The 20,497-nt window shown below is 44.1% G+C and carries 15 protein-coding genes; 10 read left to right on the top strand and 5 right to left on the bottom strand.

Translation table 11 applies throughout. From position 1 onward, the window contains the following. Window positions 1-9 precede the first annotated feature (9 nt). Window positions 10-1,176 carry a cell division protein ZipA gene (gene zipA / locus FE810_RS00760; RefSeq protein WP_138318119.1) on the top strand — a complete coding sequence of 389 codons (1,167 nt, stop codon included), beginning with the start codon at window positions 10-12 and terminating at the stop codon, window positions 1,174-1,176. A gap of 99 nt (window positions 1,177-1,275) precedes the next feature. Next, entirely contained in the window at window positions 1,276-3,336 is a 2,061-nt protein-coding gene (ligA, locus tag FE810_RS00755; RefSeq protein ID WP_138318118.1) for an NAD-dependent DNA ligase LigA, read from the top strand. A gap of 56 nt (window positions 3,337-3,392) precedes the next feature. On the opposite strand, the gene FE810_RS00750 is transcribed toward ligA, so the two are convergent. Next, on the bottom strand, window positions 3,393-4,046 hold the full coding sequence (locus FE810_RS00750) for an NAD-dependent epimerase/dehydratase family protein (protein ID WP_138318117.1): 654 nt from the start codon (window positions 4,044-4,046) through the stop codon (window positions 3,393-3,395). Between the two features lie 1,034 nt (window positions 4,047-5,080). On the opposite strand from FE810_RS00750, the gene FE810_RS00745 reads away from it, so the two are divergent. Together FE810_RS00745 and FE810_RS00740 are read left to right on the top strand one after the other, a co-directional pair. Next, window positions 5,081-5,971: a LysR substrate-binding domain-containing protein gene (locus FE810_RS00745; protein WP_138318116.1), complete on the top strand. Its 891-nt coding sequence runs from the start codon at window positions 5,081-5,083 to the stop codon at window positions 5,969-5,971. A gap of 131 nt (window positions 5,972-6,102) precedes the next feature. Next, a complete protein-coding gene (locus FE810_RS00740; protein ID WP_138318115.1) occupies window positions 6,103-6,354 on the top strand; it encodes a hypothetical protein in 252 nt (83 codons plus the stop codon). 128 nt (window positions 6,355-6,482) lie between these two features. Here FE810_RS00740 and FE810_RS00735 read toward each other — a convergent pair whose 3' ends face one another. Further along, on the bottom strand, window positions 6,483-7,580 hold the full coding sequence (locus FE810_RS00735) for a retropepsin-like aspartic protease family protein (protein WP_171022171.1): 1,098 nt from the start codon (window positions 7,578-7,580) through the stop codon (window positions 6,483-6,485). Between the two features lie 582 nt (window positions 7,581-8,162). After that, window positions 8,163-10,388: a YgiQ family radical SAM protein gene (locus FE810_RS00730; protein WP_138318113.1), complete on the bottom strand. Its 2,226-nt coding sequence runs from the start codon at window positions 10,386-10,388 to the stop codon at window positions 8,163-8,165. A gap of 11 nt (window positions 10,389-10,399) precedes the next feature. Between FE810_RS00730 and FE810_RS00725 the strand changes: the two genes are divergently transcribed. Together FE810_RS00725 and FE810_RS00720 are read left to right on the top strand one after the other, a co-directional pair. Then, entirely contained in the window at window positions 10,400-10,579 is a 180-nt protein-coding gene (locus FE810_RS00725) for a hypothetical protein (RefSeq protein ID WP_138318112.1), read from the top strand. Window positions 10,580-10,692: 113 nt separating this feature from the next. Beyond that, on the top strand, window positions 10,693-13,197 hold the full coding sequence (locus FE810_RS00720) for a S9 family peptidase (protein ID WP_246036828.1): 2,505 nt from the start codon (window positions 10,693-10,695) through the stop codon (window positions 13,195-13,197). A gap of 229 nt (window positions 13,198-13,426) precedes the next feature. Here the strand turns inward: FE810_RS00720 and rrtA are convergent, their stop codons facing one another. Continuing rightward, the gene (gene rrtA, locus FE810_RS00715) at window positions 13,427-14,029 is read right to left on the bottom strand and encodes a rhombosortase (RefSeq protein WP_138318111.1); all 603 of its coding nucleotides are present in this window, start codon (window positions 14,027-14,029) and stop codon (window positions 13,427-13,429) included. 57 nt (window positions 14,030-14,086) lie between these two features. On the opposite strand from rrtA, the gene FE810_RS00710 reads away from it, so the two are divergent. Together FE810_RS00710 and ggt are read left to right on the top strand one after the other, a co-directional pair. After that, entirely contained in the window at window positions 14,087-14,683 is a 597-nt protein-coding gene (locus FE810_RS00710; protein ID WP_138318110.1) for a tRNA-uridine aminocarboxypropyltransferase, read from the top strand. A 22-nt stretch (window positions 14,684-14,705) separates the two neighbouring features. Beyond that, a complete protein-coding gene (gene ggt / locus FE810_RS00705) occupies window positions 14,706-16,466 on the top strand; it encodes a gamma-glutamyltransferase (protein ID WP_306416796.1) in 1,761 nt (586 codons plus the stop codon). A gap of 718 nt (window positions 16,467-17,184) precedes the next feature. Here ggt and cysK read toward each other — a convergent pair. After that, window positions 17,185-18,153: a cysteine synthase A gene (gene cysK, locus FE810_RS00700; RefSeq protein WP_138318109.1), complete on the bottom strand. Its 969-nt coding sequence runs from the start codon at window positions 18,151-18,153 to the stop codon at window positions 17,185-17,187. A 298-nt stretch (window positions 18,154-18,451) separates the two neighbouring features. Between cysK and FE810_RS00695 the strand changes: the two genes are divergently transcribed. Beyond that, window positions 18,452-19,288, top strand: a complete 837-nt coding sequence (locus FE810_RS00695; protein WP_246036827.1) for an AAA family ATPase — start codon at window positions 18,452-18,454, stop codon at window positions 19,286-19,288. A 20-nt stretch (window positions 19,289-19,308) separates the two neighbouring features. Then, window positions 19,309-20,481 carry a vWA domain-containing protein gene (locus FE810_RS00690; protein WP_138318108.1) on the top strand — a complete coding sequence of 391 codons (1,173 nt, stop codon included), beginning with the start codon at window positions 19,309-19,311 and terminating at the stop codon, window positions 20,479-20,481. Window positions 20,482-20,497 lie beyond the last annotated feature (16 nt).

Raw genomic sequence — 20,497 nt, 5'->3', positions numbered from 1 at the left:
GGCTTAAATATGGAATTTAATTTAAGAGATATTCTCCTCATTATCAGTGTTCTGGCGATTGCCGGACTTTGTATTCACGGTATGTATACCCTGCGTAAAGAACGCAAAAATCCCTATAAGTTAAAGAAAACCGTTGTCACTGAGTCAACGGAAGAAAAAGATCTTAGGATGTTCGACAATTCTGGCTTTGATCAGGATGGAGTCGGTCGTCCGAAAAAAGTTACGGTAAATCCTGGTGAAGAAGGGAATCCGATCACCGATAATTTGTCCGCGCCGTCTTTTAGTGCCGGCTCTACTCGCTCTGAATCGTATAGCTCTGAATCATTTAGCTCAGAGCCGTATAGCAGGGAATCATTGGCGGCCGAAACGGTGGCCACTGAAGGATTCAATACGACAACGCATAACTCAGGTGAAAATTTTGATGAGCGCGTCATTGCCGAAGAAATTATTTCTGTGCAAGACCAATATACCAATGATGCGGCGTTAAGTGTTGCCAGTGAACCGGCAATGGCAGAAATGGAACGAATTTTTCAAGCCCACGAGCAAGACGCTCCAGCTAGGGAAATGAAGTTTACTGAGCCAACGTTTGATTCTCAACCGGAAGTTGTGGAGCAACCAGAGCCGCAAATTAAAGAGAGCACTCAAACGAAGCGCCGTGTTGAAAAAACCAAAGCGCAAATTCGCCGCGATCAAATGGAAATCGATTTTGTCGACGAAGAAACGCCCAAACCTGCTAGCGATATTGAACAAGAAGTCCTGGCTATCAGTGTGGTTGCCGGTCAGCATCAATTAATTTCAGGTGCTGCGTTATTACCGAGTCTTCTCACCTTAGGTATGAAGTTCGGTGATATGAACGTCTTTCATCGCCACCAGGATAATTCCGGTAAAGGTCCAATCCATTTTTCACTGGCCAATATGGTAAATCCAGGCACGTTTGATTTGGACAATATGGAACATTTTGCCACCACAGGGTTAACATTATTTATGACCCTGCCAAATGCAGGCGATCCCAGTAAAGTGTTCAAACTTATGTTGTCTGCGGCAAAACAGCTGGCCAGTGAATTTGGTGGCCAGGTATTAGATGGGCAGCGCAGTGTGATGACCCGTCAAACCGAGCAACATTACCTCACCAAAATTCGTGAATTCGACCGCAAAAGCCGAATTGCTAACGTATAATAGATTCTTTTCAAAGCCTCCGGTGGAGGCTTTACTTTTATAAGCCGAACCCACAGGTTATCAAACCTAAGAGATACGTGACTAAGGTTGTATAGATAGATGTCTGAGCAAACTCACACACAAATACAAAGCCAGATGGCAGAAATTATTGGCCAGCTACATGAGTACAATTACCAATATTATGTCTTGGATGCACCTACCGTACCGGATAGCCATTATGATCGCTTAATGCGCGATTTAATGGCCCTGGAAAGCCAATACCCCGATTTAAAGCGAGCAGACTCACCGTCACAAAAAGTGGGTGGTGAAGCCCTTAAGTCATTTTCTCAGGTCACTCATCAGATCCCGATGTTGTCATTGGACAATGTCTTTGACGAACCCGAATGGCAAGGTTTTATCAGCCGTATCAATGATCGTCTTGGTCGCAATGCTGGTCGTATTGATGGCGACGGTTTGCGTTTTTGCTGTGAGCCGAAACTCGATGGCCTGGCGGTAAGTCTTCGTTATGAAAACGGTATCTTAGTGCAAGCCGCGACCCGTGGTGATGGCCAGGTGGGTGAGAATATCACCGAAAATGTTAAAACCATTAATGCAATTCCATTAAAACTGCGCGGCGAAAATATCCCTGCCATTTTTGAAGTGCGCGGCGAAGTATTTATGCCAAAGGCAAGTTTTGATGCGTTAAATGAACAAGCGATCAACAAAGGTGAAAAAGCCTTTGCCAATCCCAGGAATGCGGCGGCCGGATCATTACGCCAGTTGGACTCCAAAATCACCGCAAAGCGAAACTTGTCTTTCTATGCCTATAGTGTCGGCTTTGTTGAAGACGCCGACAATTACTTGCCAAACAGCCATTATCAACGGTTAGTGATGCTAAAACGTTTGGGGCTACCGATGTGCCCGGAAATCGTTCAGGTTGAACATCCGAGTGAGTGTGTAGATTTTTATCAGGATATCTTGAATCGTCGCGACCAGCTCAGTTACGAAATTGACGGAGTGGTATTAAAAGTCGATAGCATCGCTTTCCAGCAACAGCTTGGTTTTGTCGCCAGGGCTCCGCGTTGGGCAACCGCCTATAAGTTTCCAGCTCAGGAAGAGTTAACGACGTTGCTTGATGTCGAGTTTCAGGTTGGTCGCACCGGTGCGATTACACCTGTAGCGCGTCTCGAGCCGGTTTTTGTCGGTGGTGTTACGGTTTCGAATGCAACTTTGCATAATCAGGATGAAATCGATCGCTTAGGGATCAAAATTCATGACACCGTCATTATTCGCAGAGCAGGGGATGTGATCCCTCAGATTGTTAGTGCGGTCGTGGATAAACGCCCTGATGATGCCAAAGACATTGAATTTCCAAGCGCTTGCCCGGTATGCGACTCGGCAGTAGAGCGCGTTGTGGGTGAAGCCGTATTGCGTTGTACCGGCGGTTTGTTTTGTGGTGCGCAGCGCAAAGAAGCAATCAAACACTTTGCCTCTAGAAAGGCCTTAGACGTTGATGGTTTGGGGGATAAACTGGTGGAACAACTGGTCGATGAAAATTTGATCCAAACTCCCGCCGATTTATTTACCTTAAACCAAACACAGCTTACCACGCTTGAACGTATGGGCGTTAAATCCGCGGATAATCTGCTGGCAGCATTGCAAACCGCAAAAACTACGACGTTAGCCAAATTCATATATTCGTTAGGCATTCGAGAAGTCGGAGAGGCCACCGCGGGCAATCTGGCACAACATTTTAAGACGCTAGAGGCCTTACAGGTTGCCTCATTTGAACAGTTAATTGATGTCGATGATGTGGGTGAAGTTGTTGCCAATAATATCCTCCATTTCCTCGCAGAAGCGCATAACCAGCAAGTCATTGAGCAGCTTATTGCTGTGGGACTTCACTGGCCGGAAATTGAGGTCAAAGCCGAAAACGAATTGCCTTTGAAAGATCAAACGTTCGTGCTAACTGGCACCTTAAGTCAGATGGGGCGCACCGAAGCAAAAGGCCATTTGCAATCGCTGGGGGCAAAAGTTTCCGGCAGTGTCTCAGCAAAAACCAGTTATCTGGTTGCTGGAGAAAAGGCAGGCTCTAAACTTACCAAAGCGACAGATCTCGGTGTAGGTGTGTTAACAGAAGAGCAGTTAATCGCATTGTTAACCGAGCATGGTGCGATCTGAATTGACGTTAAATCACCGCGTGTAGAATGAATGCTGTGCGATTAGCTTAGGGTTTTTCAGGCGACGTGCATTTCCTTATTCTCAATAATCGTAACGGCATGGGGTTGCACTTGGTTAACCCCATCAATCATCGCAGTGACTATGGCTTCTGCCTCGATTGGTCGATGGTCAGGTAGTAGCTTGTTGGCAATTGGCGCCACCATGCGATAAAAGGATTTTGCCAAATCTTCGCCGGTACGGGATTCAATTCTTGGCCCTAATATCAAGCTTGGCCTGACGATGACCAACTGCGCAAATCCCAATGCGATCAATCCTTGCTCCATTTCGCCCTTTACTCGATTGTAAAAGCCAAACGCTTTTTCACTGGCTCCCAATGCTGAGATCACGGCAAACTTACCCACACCTGAATCAAGCGCACAGCTGGCGAGATCCACGACCAAATCTTTGTCGATGGCTTTAAATGCTTGCTGGCTACCAGCTTTTTTGATTGTGGTGCCTAGGCAACAATAGACTTCATCGATGTTGTGCTGATGAAACACGGATTGCAGTTGCTCATCATTCATCTCAACGCGAACCAATTTGGCATGGCTGATAGCTAATTGACGGCGACTCATGGCGATCACATTCGTATAACGTTCATCGTTAAGAAGCTTTTGTATACAAATAGAGCCGGTGAGTCCTGTGGCGCCCAATACTAATGCGGTTTTCATTGATGTTCCAAGAATGATGGTGATGGATAAAATTGTAATCCATTTTGGTGCAAAATCGAAACATGGTCCAAGGTTTTTTTCAAGAATAAAATCATCTAAAAAAAGTTTTAAAAAGTGCTTGCAAAAGTAGAGGGTAGACACGGCAAGGCACCGCAAAAGTTATCCACTGTTTTTGTGTAAAACTTAATAAATCATATAAAAATTCAAAAAATAAATTGCAAAAAATATCTTTACTTTGGTTTTTTAACTGGATTTTTTTGTTTTCTGTGCTCTAGGCATTAATTTTATTGAGGTTTTATTTGTCCACATAGTTATCCACAGGTGGTTTGTGGTCAAATCTAAATTGTATTTGCAGAATTTCTAAACTTTAAGGGAGGAATAAATCCCGATCGAATTCGCGTTAACCGTTGAGTAGATTTTTCAATTACCACTCAAGATTACTTTTGTTTTTTATGAAAGATTCAGAAAAAACTTGAAATCGTACGAGTAAACAGGCAGTTATCGGATATTTTTTAAACCATTTATAAATGCAATCAAGAAAATTCATAATGCATTTATTAATGCTTTGCCGATTCAAAAAACAAGTTAAGGAGGAACTGCTTACGGTTTCCTCCTTCTGTTTTTCCGCTCGCTCAACAATGGAAGCAATGAGAGAGAAATCAAACTTTTTTAACTTATCAACAAATTAATGCCTGAAAATGACTTAAATAGTGGATAACCTGCCGTCATCGTCGTGTTAAAAGTATGTTTAGTACGTGGAAGCAGATGGTAATTATTCATCTCACCTATCACCGTCACTAATCAACCTCACTTATCAACCTAATTTACCAATCCTTTCGATTCTTCCGCGAACACACGAGTTTGAATTGATTCACGCGACGAATAAATAGTGAGTATAAAAACGAACATAAAGAGTGAAAAGAAAACGACAAAAAGACACGGATTAACCAAAAGACAAAGATAGAACGACTACTATAAAGATAGCGAATTTAAGTATGCAGTGACGAGTTAGATTTAATTCCCAGAAGGACATTATGGCCAGAAAATTACCACCGGCGCATCTGCTCGTCGTATTTGAAGCGGCGGGTCGTCATCAGAGCTTCAAAAAAGCCAGTGCTGAGTTGTTTATCACCCCATCGGCAGTCAGCCATCAAATCCGTTCATTGGAAGAGTTCCTTGGCTTTGAGTTATTTCAGCGAGATAAACGCGGGGTAAGTTTAAATGCGGCGGGACAGAGCTATTTAAATGTAGTGAGTATGTCATTACAAAAGCTCGAGCATGCAACCCGACAATTACAAAATCGCTTTCAATCCAATACGTTAAAAATTTCGACATTCCCATCCTTATCGCGAAATATTATTTTGCCTAAGCTCGCCAGCTTTCAACAGCAAAACCCAAGCTTGGACATACGCATTGAAACCTCAATGAACTTATTGGATCTGCGCTATGAAGACATCGACTTGGCTTTTCGTATCGGCGCTGGTGAATGGCCAGATGTTGCGGTTGAAAAAATCATGGACGTTGAAATTATAGCGGTTTGCTCGATGAGTTTTAAAGAACAAAATCAATTAACGGATGTGTCGCAAATTACCGATGTACCGTTAATCGATCTCGCTGGATTTGACAATATCTGGGGCAATTGGAGCAAGGCTGTTGGCAATGGCAGGCTGAAAGTATTGCCCAAGTTAACCTTTAATGACTATGATGCTTCGCTGCAGGCCGCCGAACAGGGACTAGGCATAGCCTTGGCGATGACACCAATCGAAAACTACCTATTAAAATCTAAAATATTGGTGGATCCCTTCAATCTTAAAGCCGATTTTCCAATGTCGCTTTATGCGGTTTACCGAGATGCTGACCGACAAAATCATGATATTCAGACATTTATCAGCTGGGTACGACAAATGTTAATGGAAGGTGAATGAAATTCACCTATTGAGTGAATATTATCCCTTTGCTGAATTTTACGATTCTCTCTATTCTTAGCTTCGAGGTTAGTTTAATTGTGAGGTTCACAATGAATAGTACAAGAACGCAATACTTATGGTTTTTTAGAATGTCAGCAATTCTAATCATTGCTTTGCCTATTATTCTGGATATGATTTGGTTCGATCAGGTGATTGTTTCTCTGGTTTATGTGCCTTTAATTTGTCTCGCATTAATGATAGTGGCCAAGGTTTTGGATACACATTTTGCACGAGTGTTACTTAACGAGCAGGGCAAACAATTAAGGTTTAGACTTTTATCTTTCCCAGCCATTAAACGCAAGCACCGCATGATGAAAGCAAGAAGAAGCAAGGCGGCATAACCATGTCGGAAAACAATACGGTTGGAAATACAATACGCAGTTATTGATGGTTGACTGATAAAAAGAAGCAGTTGCATCAGAGATGCAACTGCTTCTTGTTCAAGACGGGTAGTGGATGAACGTGATGATTAAGGTTCAGAGAGGAACAACAAGGAGTTTTCTTGATCAATTTCAAACTTAAACTGTTTTAAAAAGTTCATTCCCAACAAACCATCGGCATGTTCGAACCCGGGCAATTCCATCACCACAATTTCAAAATCCTCTAATTGGTGTTCACCAATATTAAAGTATTCAACAATCACCGAATACGCCGCTTGGTTGCCTGCGGCGGTGTTGATCTCTAGCTGCCTGTTGACACGAATATCACCACTTTCTTTCAGGGCATTAAAATACGCTTCAGACAGCACCGTTATCGAGGCACCGGTATCAATCATTAAATTGGTACGATACTGTTTGTTAATCCGCGCATTTACCATAAAGTGTTCATTGAGTTTATTCAGTTTTATCGCTTGCAGCTCAGTTTGCGAGCTATGCATTTGTCGACGTAGCTTCGCGACTTGCCCCTGGTAGGCCGTAAGGTGCGAGATGTTATCCAAATATGAATCTGCGATCACAAATTCTTCAAGTTGAATAAATGCCTGACTTAACGCCAGAATATAGGGAGGATAGTTTGGCTCTTCCATCAATAAGGGTTCGAAAAAGTCGATTTGTTCGTGCCATGCGCCATTATGAGCGTAACTACGTCGTTGCTTTTCGGCAATTTGATGAATTTGGCTTAACCACATCTCTTCTTTCTCATAGTCGAAAGAACTGTGGATCAGCTCGTAATACAAAAATATAGCCGCTTGTTTTTTGTCGATGGCTTCGAAGTAATTTATCTTCACCAGCAACCAGTCTTCATCTTCCGGGTCGTAAGCAAGAAAGCTGTCGAGCAAGCTACTGAGCAAAGTAAACTGTTTTTGGTCAAGCCATTGATAGGATTGCGCGACCCATTGGCTCTTTAATTGCGTTGCCGAAACCTGAGATAAACCTTCGAGGTCGGTAAAAATATCGGCGGCATTATCAAATTGACGAACATGGAAAAATTGCTGTGCCGTTGCCGCGAGAAGCTGCACATTTTCACTATCGGATTCACCAATTGGAATTTCCGCTAATGACAGCTGAACCTCTGATTCCGGCTCCGTTGCTGCCACTGATGCTTCGTTTGTTAAGGAGGGTCTATTCATAGAGGCTTGCGCAGTTAAGGTTTCTGCGAGGGCGGACATAGGGCCATGAGTTTTCTCGACTTTGGAGAAAAACTGGTAGGTGTTAAGGCCGACTGACAGAAGCAGCAGGGTGCCTAAATATAGTATAAGTTTGCTTTTCAAGTTGTTATCCAGTTAAACAGTCTGTGTTTATCGATGTAGCAGACAGCCAGGAAAATTATTCTACCCACTACATTGATTGATAACCCTGTTAACTTGCTAATTGTTCTTTTTTCAAATTATAGTGTTAGATCATTCTTTTCACGAACTTAGTTTTCATTAGCTAAATTTTTCTAATTGAGCTTGTATCGACCTGAGTCTTTTTCGGCCTGAACTTTTTTGGATTTAGCTTTTTTTAAAACTAGTAGCATGACCCCGGCCTTCACCAATCGTTTTAGTGTTGAAACCATCGCATCGTAAATCGTTTGTTAACAGGTTATAGAACTCGATACGAAACACAAGTACAAAAAGATGAATCAGCTCGCAACAAATCGATTATCACGGCACTATTGATTGTCTTATATTGCTCTGGCAGTAGAACCTACATCCGAAATAACCAAGGATTTATTTAAACTGATCCTTGCTGAATCGAGTCAATCCCTGTTGCCCGGGCTTCGAACGACGGTTGTTCTTTTGTCCTGGCGAGGTTTTGTGTCCGCTGGAGTTATTCTTGCCCTTGCGATATTGCATGGATTTCTCTTGTCGTGTCTCTGCAGGCACCAAAAATTGTGGACCGCTACCAATGAGTTTTCGGGCCAGTCCTTTTTTAGTTAATGCTTCACGAATGATTGGCCAGTTCGCAGGATCATGGTAGCGCAAAATGGCTTTGTGCAGTCGACGCTGACGACCACCTTTGGCAACCGGAACACTGGCCGACGTTTTACGGATTTTGGATAACGAATCAATCTCGGTGTGATACAGCGTCGTTGCGTTCGCGAGCGGCGAAGGGTAGAAATTTTGCACCTGATCCAATTTAAAATCATGCTTTTTAAGCCAAAGGGCCAGATTGATCATGTCCTCGTCGGTGGTTCCAGGATGTGCCGAAATGAAATAAGGGATCAAAAACTGCTTTTTACCGGCAACTTTAGAGTAATGATCAAACATCTCTTTAAACTTGTCATAGGTACCCATACCCGGCTTCATCATTTTTGACAATGGGCCTTCTTCGGTATGCTCAGGGGCGATTTTTAGATAACCGCCGACATGATGGGTAGCTAATTCCTTTACATATTCAGGATCTTGAATCGCCAAATCGTATCGCACGCCAGATGCGATAAGAACCTTTTTAATGCCGCGAACTTTGCGGGCTTTACGGTACAGGTTAATTGTCGGAGTGTGATCGGTATCCATATGGCCACAGATATCCGGCCATACGCACGACGGCCGGCGACAGGTCGCTTCTGCTTTTGGACTTTTACAGCGCAATTTATACATATTTGCCGTAGGCCCGCCTAAATCGGAGATCACCCCCGTAAACCCTGGCACTTTTTCTTTGATGTCTTCAATTTCATCCAAAATCGATTGCTCAGAGCGGGACTGAATGATTCTTCCCTCATGTTCTGTAATTGAACAAAATGAGCACCCGCCGAAACATCCGCGCATGATATTGATTGAGGTTTTAATCATGTCATAGGCCGGGATTTTTGCATCGCCATACACAGGGTGCGGTACTCGCGCATAAGGAAGGCCAAATACACCATCCATTTCTGATTCATCGAGGGGATAGGCTGGAGGGTTTAGCCAGACACTGCGATCCCCGTGGGTTTGCAATAACGCGCGCGCGCTTCCGGGGTTCACTTCCTGATGAAAAATTCGCGAGGCATGGGCATATAAGGTTTTGTTGTTACTAACCTGCTCAAAGCTCGGCAGTTTTACATAGGTTTTTTCCCACGGTTTGTGTCGCTTATCCCAGCTCTTATTTTGATAATCGCTTATTTGAATCGGTACTGCCTCTTTCGATACATCGACAATCTGCACGTCGGCAGATTCCTGCTCAGGTTTATCTTCACTGGCACAGGTTTGTGCTGTCATCTCCTGATAAGGACTGGGGATCGGATCGATTTTACCTGGTCGATCAATACTTCTCGAATCGACACCACGCCAACCGGTCAAGGCTTGCTTGGTGATAAACGCCGTACCGCGTACGTCGGTTAATGTATCTGCAGTTTCACCACGAGCAATGCGGTGCGCCACTTCAACCAGTGGTCGTTCGGCATTGCCGTAAATTAATAAATCGGCTTTGGCATCAAAAATAACGCTACGACGAACTTTGTCAGACCAATAATCATAATGAGCGATACGTCTAAGGCTGGCTTCGATGCCGCCTAAAATCACAGGCACATCTTTGTAGGCTTCTTTACATCGTTGCGAATAGACGAGAACCGCTCGATCAGGTCGTTTACCGCCTTCATTGTTTGGACTGTAGGCATCGTCATGACGCAACCGACGTTCAGCGGTATAGCGATTAATCATCGAATCCATGTTGCCAGCAGTAATCCCGAAGAATAGATTCGGTTTACCTAACGCCATAAAAGGGTCTTTTGAATGCCAATCCGGTTGCGCGATAATACCGACCCGAAAGCCTTGCGATTCGAGCATTCGACCAATCACCGCCATGCCAAAACTTGGATGATCGACGTAGGCATCTCCCGTAACCAGAATTATGTCACAACTGTCCCAACCCAGTTCATCCATTTCCTGACGACTCATAGGTAAGAATGGCGCGGTGCCGTAGCACTCCGCCCAATATTTTGGATAGTCAAACAGTCCGACTTTTGGTTGTGGGATCATAGAAAACAACAATGATGGAGAAAATAGTAGGGCATTATAGCAAAGAGCAAGAAGCAGGTGTTGAGCTTTGTTTTATAAAATTGCAACATATCGGGCACATTGTGGTCAGGATGACGAGCAATATTTCGATTCGAAAACGTGGTAATCGGGTTGCGATTACCGAGCCATGCAGAAACTGGCGTAAAGTTTAAGCCGTTAATCTTGAAAAAAGGGCGGATTAACCTGTTACGACAAGTTCTGTTTGCCCTGATGGGTAAGTTTTTGTTTAAATGAGTGTTTAAAGATTAAAATAAATGGGATGTCAATGACAAAAGTTAACCAATTGAGCATCATGTGCACGGCCAAACGTACTGCGCTGGTGGCATCAATCGTGTTCGGTCTGCAAGCTTGTGCAGCCTCACAGAGCACCCAACCAAATGAAAGCCAGACGGCAAATGTCGAACTTACGCCAACCATCAAGGCCGATAACCAGAAGTTAGGTGAAAATAGCGATGTGATCACCATGGAAAAGATCATGTCGAACCCCGACTGGATTGGCCGTACGCCGACAAATTGGTATTGGGGCGATAACAGCGAACAAGTCCTATATTTACAAAAACGCGAAGGTAATCCGGTACGCGATCTCTACCAACATGCACTCGGTGAAAAGCAGGGGCAGTTGGTTAGTTTGGCTGAGCTTCACAAATTTGCCGATCGCAACGCGGTTGCATCTCCCGACGGCAGTAAAGAGCTATACACTTTTGAAGGCAACGTATTTTTAAAAGACTTGGATAAAAGCTCAATACGACAATTGACCTTTACCACCGCCAAAGAATCTTCGGTACAATTCTTAACCAATGACCGCATCGCCTATCGTCAAGGCAATAGTTTCTATGCGTTGGATCTTGCGACGTTCCAAATTGCAGAATTGGCGAATTTGCAAATGACGGATACACCGAAATCCGGCAACGGTGATTCAAATTATTTGGCGAATGAGCAAAGCAAGTTGATTGATTATGTTGCTTTGCAGCAGCGCAATAAAGCCCTGCAAAATGACAAGAACAACGCCCTTCGTGCAGAAAACGACAGCATTAACAAAGCGGTATTCTATTTTGGCAAAGACAAGCGCATCGTTCAGGCCAAGCTTTCTCCAGATGCTCGTTATTTAGTCGTTAGCACCAGTAGCAATGAAAACTGGCGCAATGACGCCGATATCATGCCGAATTATATTACCGAGGATGGCAATATTGCAGCGGTTCCTGCCCGCCGCCGGGTAGGCGACAACCGACAGTATTCTGAGCAATTGTATCTTCTTGACTTGCAATACAATGCACAATATCTAATGAACTACGATAGCTTAGATGGCTTTGATGAGGATGTGCTGGCCGATGTGCGTGAAGAAAACCATGCCCGCGAAGGTAAAACCTACGAGTCGAAAAAATCCGCTCGAAACATTCATTTGTTGAGCTTTTCCGATAGCATTAAATGGCATCCCGATGGTTCTCAGGTTGCCGTGATGATGGAAGCCTGGGACAACAAAGACCGCTGGATAGCGACAATTGATTTTGAAGAAAAACAACTGGTTAGTCAGCATCGCTTACATGACGATGCCTGGATTAACTGGGAGTTTAATGAATTTGGCTGGCTACAAGACGAGCCGAGCCTTTATTTTCTTTCGGAAGAGTCGGGTTTTTCCCACTTGTATGTGAAACCTGTTGATGGAAAACCCCAGGCACTAACCTCAGGAAAATATGAAGTTCGTAATGTGACCGTGGCGAAGGATCAGGATGCGTTTTACTTTCAAGGGAATGTTAAACATCCGGGCATTTATGAAATTTACCGAGTGAGCAAAGATGGTGGTGCCTTCGAAGCGTTGACCGACCTTGGCGGTATGAATCAATATGCTTTGTCACCAGATGAAAGCAAGTTGCTTATCGAGCATTCAACGACCACCATGCCACCAGAACTCTATATCAAAGATCTGACTTCCAATAACAAAGCAAGCCAGTTAACAGATACTGTATCGGACGAGTTTAAAGCAATGCCTTGGGTTGCCCCAAGTATCGTTGAAGTGCCGTCAAAGCACACACAACAAGGGGTTTTCTCCCGAGTTTACCAAGGCGATGCTCTGGCAGGTAAGGGCGGCGAAGGCAAAGCCGTGATGTTTGTGCATGGCGCAGGTTACTTACAAAACTCACATCTTGGCTGGTCCGGATATTTCCGCGAATTTATGTTCCATTCAATGTTAGTTCAACAAGGCTATACGGTTATCGATATGGATTATCGGGCATCGAAAGGTTATGGCCGAGATTGGCGTACCGCTATCTATCGCCATATGGGCGAGCCTGAAGTTCAGGATATGTTAAGTGGTGTCGACTGGTTGGTAGAAAATGCGGATGTTGATCCAAGTAAGGTTGGTGTTTATGGTGGTTCGTATGGCGGTTTCTTAACCTTGATGGCCATGTTTAAAGAGCCTGACGTATTTGCATCGGGTTCGGCGTTACGTTTGGTGTCTGACTGGGCGTATTACAATCACGGTTATACCTCGAATATTTTGAATATGCCGGGCGATGATGCAATTGCTTATGAGCGTAGTTCACCGATTTACTTTGCCGAAGGCCTTGAAAAACCGCTACTGATTAACGCGCCGATGATTGATGACAATGTATTTTTCCAAGATACCGTGCGCCTGGTTCAGCGATTGATTGAGTTGGAAAAAGAAGATTTCGAAACGGCGATTTACCCGGTCGAACCCCATGGATTCGTGCAACCTAGCAGTTGGTTAGATGAATACCGTCGGATCTTTAAGTTGTTTGAAGAGACTCTTTAACTATCTATCAAACAACTCGTTAAGCAGCTAGTTAAGTAACGGATAATCCGTACTTTCAGCACTACAAATAAAAAAAGCTACTGGCTCTAATGATTGAGTTGTAGCTTTTTTTGTTTTCTGACGATGGATAAATAATTGAATGGCTCTGACGCAGAATCTGTTGTATGAGTACCCGACTAACCCACAAGGCTAACGCTAAGTGGTGATTCGCTGTTCGTATTTGTTGCCATCAACCCTTATCAGGTTTTTTAAACTGCAGCACCAGCCACACAAGCCCGGCAATCAGGCCGCCAATGGCGCCAAATAAGTGTGCATCGATGGCAATATCAGAACCGATTAATTCCACCATATCAGCGCTGGCACCTGCGAATTGTTCGTAGATGATTTTTGCCGTGACACCAAGCAATAACAGATAGCCCGTTTTATCCCCTTGTTTGATATCGGCAATTGCGCCGAATACGAATAAGCCGTGCAGTACGCCGGATAAGCCAACATATCGGGTCATCTGAGGGTCGAAAAAATAGATACCAAGACTGCAGATTATTGCCGATGTAAAAAACACCGCGATGAATAACCCATGTCGATAATGATCACCATGCAAGGCCCATAGCATGGTTAGGCCAGCCAGGTTTAATAGCATGTGATTTAGGTTGGTATGATCAAAATGGCCGGTGAACAGACGCCATAATTCACCATTTGCAATGTCGTTACGATCAAATACCAGTGATTGTGAAAACGTTTCCGGTACGAAAAATACGACAATGGATATTAGCAGTACAATGAGAGGAGTAAGCCAGGCATTTACTTGCAGTGGCAAAGATAACTTCAACATAAATAGGTTTCGCGCATATAATGGGTGTTGTTTTAATTATTTAATCGGCTTTCACCAATGAGCAGACAGTATTGCACAAGGTGCCAACGACCGCTAGTCACCTGTATTTGTGAATTTTCATCGCCCACACAAAACCACATCGATGTTGTTATTTTGCAGCACACAAGTGAAGAAAAACAAGCGAAGGGCACGGCAGGTTTATTGGCATTAAGCCTGCACCGGTGTCATTTGTTTGTCGGTGAAAATTTTAGCGAACATGCACAGCTAAACGAGTTAATCAAAGCACCGGGATATCAAACCTATCTATTATATCCAGGTGAAAAATCGGAAATTGTTGCACCGAAGTCCAGTGAGCAACAACATAAGCTTCGTTTAATCGTGCTCGATGGCACATGGAAAAAAGCCTATAAAATGCTGCAATTGTCGAAAAATCTGCATGCATTAGACCAAGTAACTTTACCGGACACCTTCACCAGCCAATATCACATACGCAAGCACCACGACCCCCGAGGCCTGTCAACATTGGAATCGACAGCGCATGCTTTAGGCGTACTGGAAGCCGATCCAAATAAATATCAGAAAATTTTGTCTGGCTTTGAACAATTTAATGATTTTCAGGCACGACTTGCGCATACTAGGCCAAACCCTAGTTAACCAGAAATAGAAGGATGATTTTGTGTTAAGTATCCAAAAGTTGTCGGCACTCGTCGTATGTATCACGATGCTGTCCGGTTGTATCAATGAAGCGCCTGTCGCGAAACAAAAACGTGAAGAAGGTGAACCAGAAGCAGCCACAGGTGTGACTCAAAAACAGGCTGTAGTCAAAGAGTCCTTTATGGTTACCGCGGCCAACCCTTTGGCGACGCAAGCGGGTTATAACATTTTGAAACAAGGTGGAAGCGCCGTTGATGCGGCGATTGCCGTGCAGCTGGTGTTAAGCTTGGTCGAGCCACAATCTTCTGGTATTGGTGGCGGTGCCTTTATGTTGTATTTCGATAAAGACAAAGGTGAATTGAACACTTTTGATGGTAGAGAAGTTGCGCCGGCGTCGGCTACCGAAGACATGTTTTTAGACGAGCAAGGCAAACCAGTTTCCTGGATTGAAGCGGTTGTCGGTGGCCGCAGTGTCGGTGTGCCAGGGCTTTTTAAAATGATGGAAATGGCGCATCAACAACATGGTAAATTGCCGTGGGCGAGCCTTTTTGAACAAGCGATTCAATTAGCCGAGCAAGGGTTTATCGTTTCTCCGCGCCTTGCCAAACTGGTTCAGCTTGAAATAAATCCAGGCCTTAAAACATTAAAGACCTCGAGTAATTATTTCTTCCCAAATGGCAAACCCTTGCAAGCCGGTATGCGCTTGAAAAACCCAGAGTTTGCACGGGTATTAAAAGATGTCGCAGAGCAGGGTAGTGATGTGTTTTATAATGGCTGGATTGGTAAAGATATTGCCAATGCAGTGCAAAGTTCAGTGGTATCTCCAGGTGGCTTGTCAGTCAGCGACATGAAAAACTATTCTGCCAAACAGCGAGACCCAGTTTGTGCGCCGTATCGCGCATTTAAGTTATGCAGCATGGGACCACCAAGCTCAGGTGGTATCGCGGTGATGCAAATATTAGGTCAGCTACAACAATTTGATTTAACACCGTTAGCCTCTGATGATGTAAAAGGCGTGCATTTATATACGCAGAGCGCGCGACTGGCTTTTGCAGATCGTAATAAGTATATCGGCGATTCAGCTTTTGTTGATGTACCCGTAATGCAAATGCTGGCGCCTGAATACTTAGAAATGCGTGGCGGTTTAATTGATCCTGAAAAAGATATGGGTAAAGCGAGACCTGGCGTATTCTCTTCCTTATCTCGGGCCAATGACAACGCCTATGAACTGCCTTCTACCACGCACATGAGCATTGTAGATAAAGATGGTAATGCCGTGTCCATGACCGCAACCATTGAAATGGCTTTTGGTTCAGGGGTGATGGTGAATGGCTTCTTGTTAAATAACCAGTTGACCGATTTTTCAAAAACACCTGAGGTCGATGGCGTGAAAGTCGCTAATCGAGTACAAGCGCTAAAACGCCCTCGCAGTTCCATGGCGCCGATGATGGTATTTAATGGCGATGGCAGTTTACGTTTGGTCGTAGGCTCTCCAGGTGGTAGTCGGATCATCAATTACGTGTCACAGACTTTAATTGGCGTACTGGATTGGAAAATGTCAATTCAAGACGCGATTAATCTACCAAGAGTTACTCATCGCAATGACGTAACAACCCTGGAAAAAGGCACAGAACTGGAGAAGCTTAAGCCTGCGCTTGAAGCTATGGGGCATAAGGTAAGTATACGAGATCTGAATAGTGGTCTACATGGTATCGAAGTGTTTCAAGATAAATTAGTGGGCGGGGCAGACCCGCGCAGGGAAGGAGTGGTGTTGGGCGAGTAACGGATTATTTAAGTCCCCCTCACACCTTTGATTGTAGATTGATGTTAATCCCATACAAAACCCGTCAGTGACATGACGGGTTTTTACCATATCCCTAAACAAAAAATGTCGAAATTATCCCGATTTCAGGTACGCGTTTAACGAGACACCCACCTTTATTAACAATAATTAACAAGACACCCACAATAAATCAGCGCATGCGGTATTGATAAGTTACCTGCTTAGGTTCAGCACCGGAGGAGGAGGATATTTTCCATAATCAATCTATGTCGATAACAATGCAAGATAACCAAAGCCGTTGCTCTTATCAGGCTAGCTAGCCAATTGGTGCCTTCATACCTCTAAAACCGTTGAATAACAGAAGTTGAATAGCGATAACATCCCACTCTCTTAACTAGACACCCACCCTATAAACCGTTTGAGCCTCAATCCTTCGTATCGCAATCGTCCTGATTTCGGAGGATTATTTTTTCATTCCTTCTTTACTAATCTGACGAAAATCTAAAGATTGCTGTGGGTGTCTTGATAAGATTACTGTGGGTGTCTTGGTAAGGATTGCTGTGGGTGTCTTGATAAGGATTACTGTGGGTGTCTTGATAAGGATTGCTGAGACAAAAAAAATCCCTGCCAGAAACCTGGCAGGGATTGTTCTAAAGAAAAACAGGATACTGCTCTGTTTTTCGCTTCCCCTAGTTTAAACTCGAAGTTTGCCTGCTATTTATTGTACTAGTTCGGCATCGGTGAATGTTTCGCTAAACAGCGGGCTGCTTAAGTAGCGCTCTGCAGAGCTTGCTAAAATCACTACAATGGTTTTGCCTTCATTAGCTGGATCTTCTGCTAGTCGCTTAGCGGCAACGGCTGCTGCGCCAGATGAAATACCGGCAAGAATACCTTCTTCTCGCATTAGGCGATGAGCCATCTCCATAGCTTCATCGTTGCCAACTTTTTCAACGCTGTCGATCAATGACAAGTCAAGGTTGCCCGGAATAAAACCAGCACCAATGCCTTGGATTTTGTGAGGGCCAGGCGTGAGTTCTTCACCAGCCATTGTTTGGCTGATCACTGGTGAATCTGTCGGCTCAACGGCGACGGATTGAATGGCTTTACCTTGTTCATTTTTGATGTAACGGCTTACACCACTAATCGTACCGCCAGTACCAACACCGGCGACAAAAATATCGATTTCACCATTGGTATCATTCCAGATTTCCGGACCTGTGGTTTTTTCATGAATATGTGGATTGGCAGGGTTATCAAACTGGCCCATTAGAATGTAGTTTTCCGGATCACGGGCTACGATTTCATTGGCTTTTTGAATCGCACCATTCATGCCTTTAGGGCCTTCGGTCAACTCTAACTTGGCGCCCAATGCAATAAGCAATTTACGACGCTCAAGGCTCATCGTACTTGGCATTGTCAGGATCAAATCATAACCTTTGGCAGCGGCAACAAAAGCAAGTGCGATACCGGTATTACCACTGGTAGGCTCAACAATGGTTTTACCTTGGGTCAACTTACCACTTTTCTCTGCATCCCAGATCATATTGGCACCGATACGACACTTAACGCTGAAACTCGGGTTACGGGCTTCGATTTTGGCGTAAACGTTACCGCTAGTGATACTATTTAGCTTTACTAGCGGGGTGTTCCCGATAGATTGGGAGTTATCTTGATATACGTTGGTCATGGTATGATCCTTTGGGTTATTCTTTGCATTAAACGCTGCCGTAGCCATAATAGCTGCCGCCGTTTATTAATAAGCACTCCAACACTGCATGCTCTAACCTGTTGTTGAAACGCGATAAATTACGCTTTCTAATACAGGTTTGATGATGGTAGTTGGTATTATAGTTAAGATTACTCAGTTTTCAGTTTTCAAAGAAGTAATAGAACGTTATAACTAATTCCATTCAGTTGTAATTTCTTTATTTCTATTCATTATAAAAATATCGCACATCGTTGTGCACGGTATTGGAGGTTTGTCCGTGTTTAAAGGTACACAAAATTATATTGCCAGTCAGGATCTGCAATTGGCGGTAAATGCCGCTATGATCCTTGAGAAACCTTTATTAATTAAAGGCGAGCCGGGAACTGGCAAAACCATGCTGGCGGAAGAGCTTGCGGCCAGCCTCAACTGTCAGTTGTTTCAATGGCACATAAAATCCACTACCCGCGCCCAGCAGGGTTTGTATGAGTACGATGCGGTTTCCCGATTGCGAGATAGCCAGCTAGGGAAAGCAGGGGTTAAGGATATTGGCAACTATATTGTTAAAGGCAAACTGTGGCAGGCATTTGAACAAGACACGCGCCCGGTATTGTTGATTGATGAAATTGACAAAGCCGATATTGAGTTTCCCAATGATTTATTGCTTGAACTCGATAAAATGGAGTTCTTTGTTTACGAGACTCAGGAAAAAGTCGTTGCCAAGCAGCGCCCAATTGTCATCATTACCTCCAATAATGAAAAGGATTTACCCGACGCATTTTTAAGACGCTGCTTCTTCCATTACATTAAATTTCCAGAAAAAGACGAAATGCAGGCCATTGTCGATGTGCATTTCCCCAATATCAAGCAACGCTTGCTTGATGAAGCCTTATCACTGTTTTTTGGGTTAAGAGACGTGCCCGGTTTAAAGAAAAAACCATCAACCTCTGAGTTAATCGACTGGCTGAAACTGCTGGTAGCCGAAGATATTAGCCCTGATGTTTTGCATGAGAGTGATCAGAATAAAGTGATCCCGCCTCTGCACGGCGCGTTGTTGAAAAATGAACAGGATGTTCATCTGTTCGAAAAACTCGCGTTTTTAAATCGCTCCCGCTAGCGACCACTGATTATGCTGCTATGTTAATTGAATTCTTTTTTACCTTAAAGCGCTACAAAGTGCCGGTTACTTTAAAAGAGCTACTGGACTTGATCGAGGCATTGGAAAAACGGGTGATATTTGCGTCTCTGGATGATTTCTACATGATTTCCCGGGTGATTCTGGTAAAAGATGAAAGCCACTTCGACAAATTTGACCGCGCATTCGCAGACTATTTTGAAGGGGTAGAAAGCATCGACTTAAACCTGGATAAAATCCCCAAAGATTGGCTGGAAAAGCGCTTTGAACGTCACTTCACAGACGAAGAACGCAAGAAAATAAAACAACTCGGCGGCCTGGAAGAGTTAATGAAAACCCTGCGAGAGCGTTTAGCTGAGCAGGAAAAAAGGCACCAGGGCGGCAATAAGTGGATTGGTACCGGTGGCACATCCCCCTTTGGAGCCTATGGTGAACATCCCGGTGGGATGCGAATCGGGCAGCATGAAAGTCGCAATCGCAGCGCCGCGAAAGTATGGGATAAACGCGAGTTTCGCAATCTCGATGCGGATGTTGAACTGGGGACGCGAAACATTAAAATGGCGCTGCGCAAATTGCGTCAGTTTGCCCGTACCGGCGCCGCATCGGAGCTGGATTTAGACAACACCATCAAAGCCACCGCTGAAAATGCAGGTTTTCTGGATTTGAAAATGCGACCTGAACGGCATAATGCTATCAAGGTATTATTGTTTTTTGATATTGGTGGTTCGATGGATGATCATATCCTTGCCTGTGAAGAGCTATTTTCGGCGGCGCATAGCGAATTTAAACACCTTGAATATTATTACTTCCACAACTGCATTTATGAGCAAGTCTGGCGAGATAATGAGAGACGTCACAATGATACGATTGATGTCTGGGAAATCATTCGTACCTTCCCAAAAGATTACAAGATAATCTTTGTCGGCGATGCCACCATGGGGCCCTATGAAATTACCTATCCGGGTGGCAGCGTTGAGCACTGGAATAAAGAGGCGGGTGGTGTCTGGATGCAACGCCTGTTAGAGCATTTCGAACACAGCATTTGGTTAAATCCTCAACCTAAAACCTATTGGCCGTATTATCAGTCGATTGGATTAATGGATCAAATCATGGCCGGGGAGATGTATGAGATGACATTAGACGGTTTATCAAATGGCATAAAAGCGTTATTGTAGTATTGTCATGTTACCT

This window comes from Thalassotalea litorea (assembly GCF_005843925.1).
GTDB classification, from domain to species: Bacteria; Pseudomonadota; Gammaproteobacteria; order Enterobacterales; family Alteromonadaceae; genus Thalassotalea_A; species Thalassotalea_A litorea_A.
This window is presented reverse-complemented; position numbering and strand designations above follow the sequence as displayed.

Coding starts and splice junctions, on each gene's coding strand:
- FE810_RS00690 (WP_138318108.1), top strand. CDS start 19,309: ATGTTAATTGAATTCTTTTTTACCTTAAAGCGCTACAAAGTGCCGGTT.
- cysK (WP_138318109.1), bottom strand. CDS start 18,153: ATGACCAACGTATATCAAGATAACTCCCAATCTATCGGGAACACCCCG.
- FE810_RS00710 (WP_138318110.1), top strand. CDS start 14,087: ATGAGCAGACAGTATTGCACAAGGTGCCAACGACCGCTAGTCACCTGT.
- ligA (WP_138318118.1), top strand. CDS start 1,276: ATGTCTGAGCAAACTCACACACAAATACAAAGCCAGATGGCAGAAATT.
- zipA (WP_138318119.1), top strand. CDS start 10: ATGGAATTTAATTTAAGAGATATTCTCCTCATTATCAGTGTTCTGGCG.
- FE810_RS00740 (WP_138318115.1), top strand. CDS start 6,103: ATGTCAGCAATTCTAATCATTGCTTTGCCTATTATTCTGGATATGATT.
- FE810_RS00720 (WP_246036828.1), top strand. CDS start 10,693: ATGACAAAAGTTAACCAATTGAGCATCATGTGCACGGCCAAACGTACT.
- FE810_RS00725 (WP_138318112.1), top strand. CDS start 10,400: ATGATGGAGAAAATAGTAGGGCATTATAGCAAAGAGCAAGAAGCAGGT.
- FE810_RS00735 (WP_171022171.1), bottom strand. CDS start 7,580: ATGAATAGACCCTCCTTAACAAACGAAGCATCAGTGGCAGCAACGGAG.
- FE810_RS00745 (WP_138318116.1), top strand. CDS start 5,081: ATGGCCAGAAAATTACCACCGGCGCATCTGCTCGTCGTATTTGAAGCG.
- FE810_RS00750 (WP_138318117.1), bottom strand. CDS start 4,046: ATGAAAACCGCATTAGTATTGGGCGCCACAGGACTCACCGGCTCTATT.
- rrtA (WP_138318111.1), bottom strand. CDS start 14,029: ATGTTGAAGTTATCTTTGCCACTGCAAGTAAATGCCTGGCTTACTCCT.
- FE810_RS00730 (WP_138318113.1), bottom strand. CDS start 10,388: ATGATCCCACAACCAAAAGTCGGACTGTTTGACTATCCAAAATATTGG.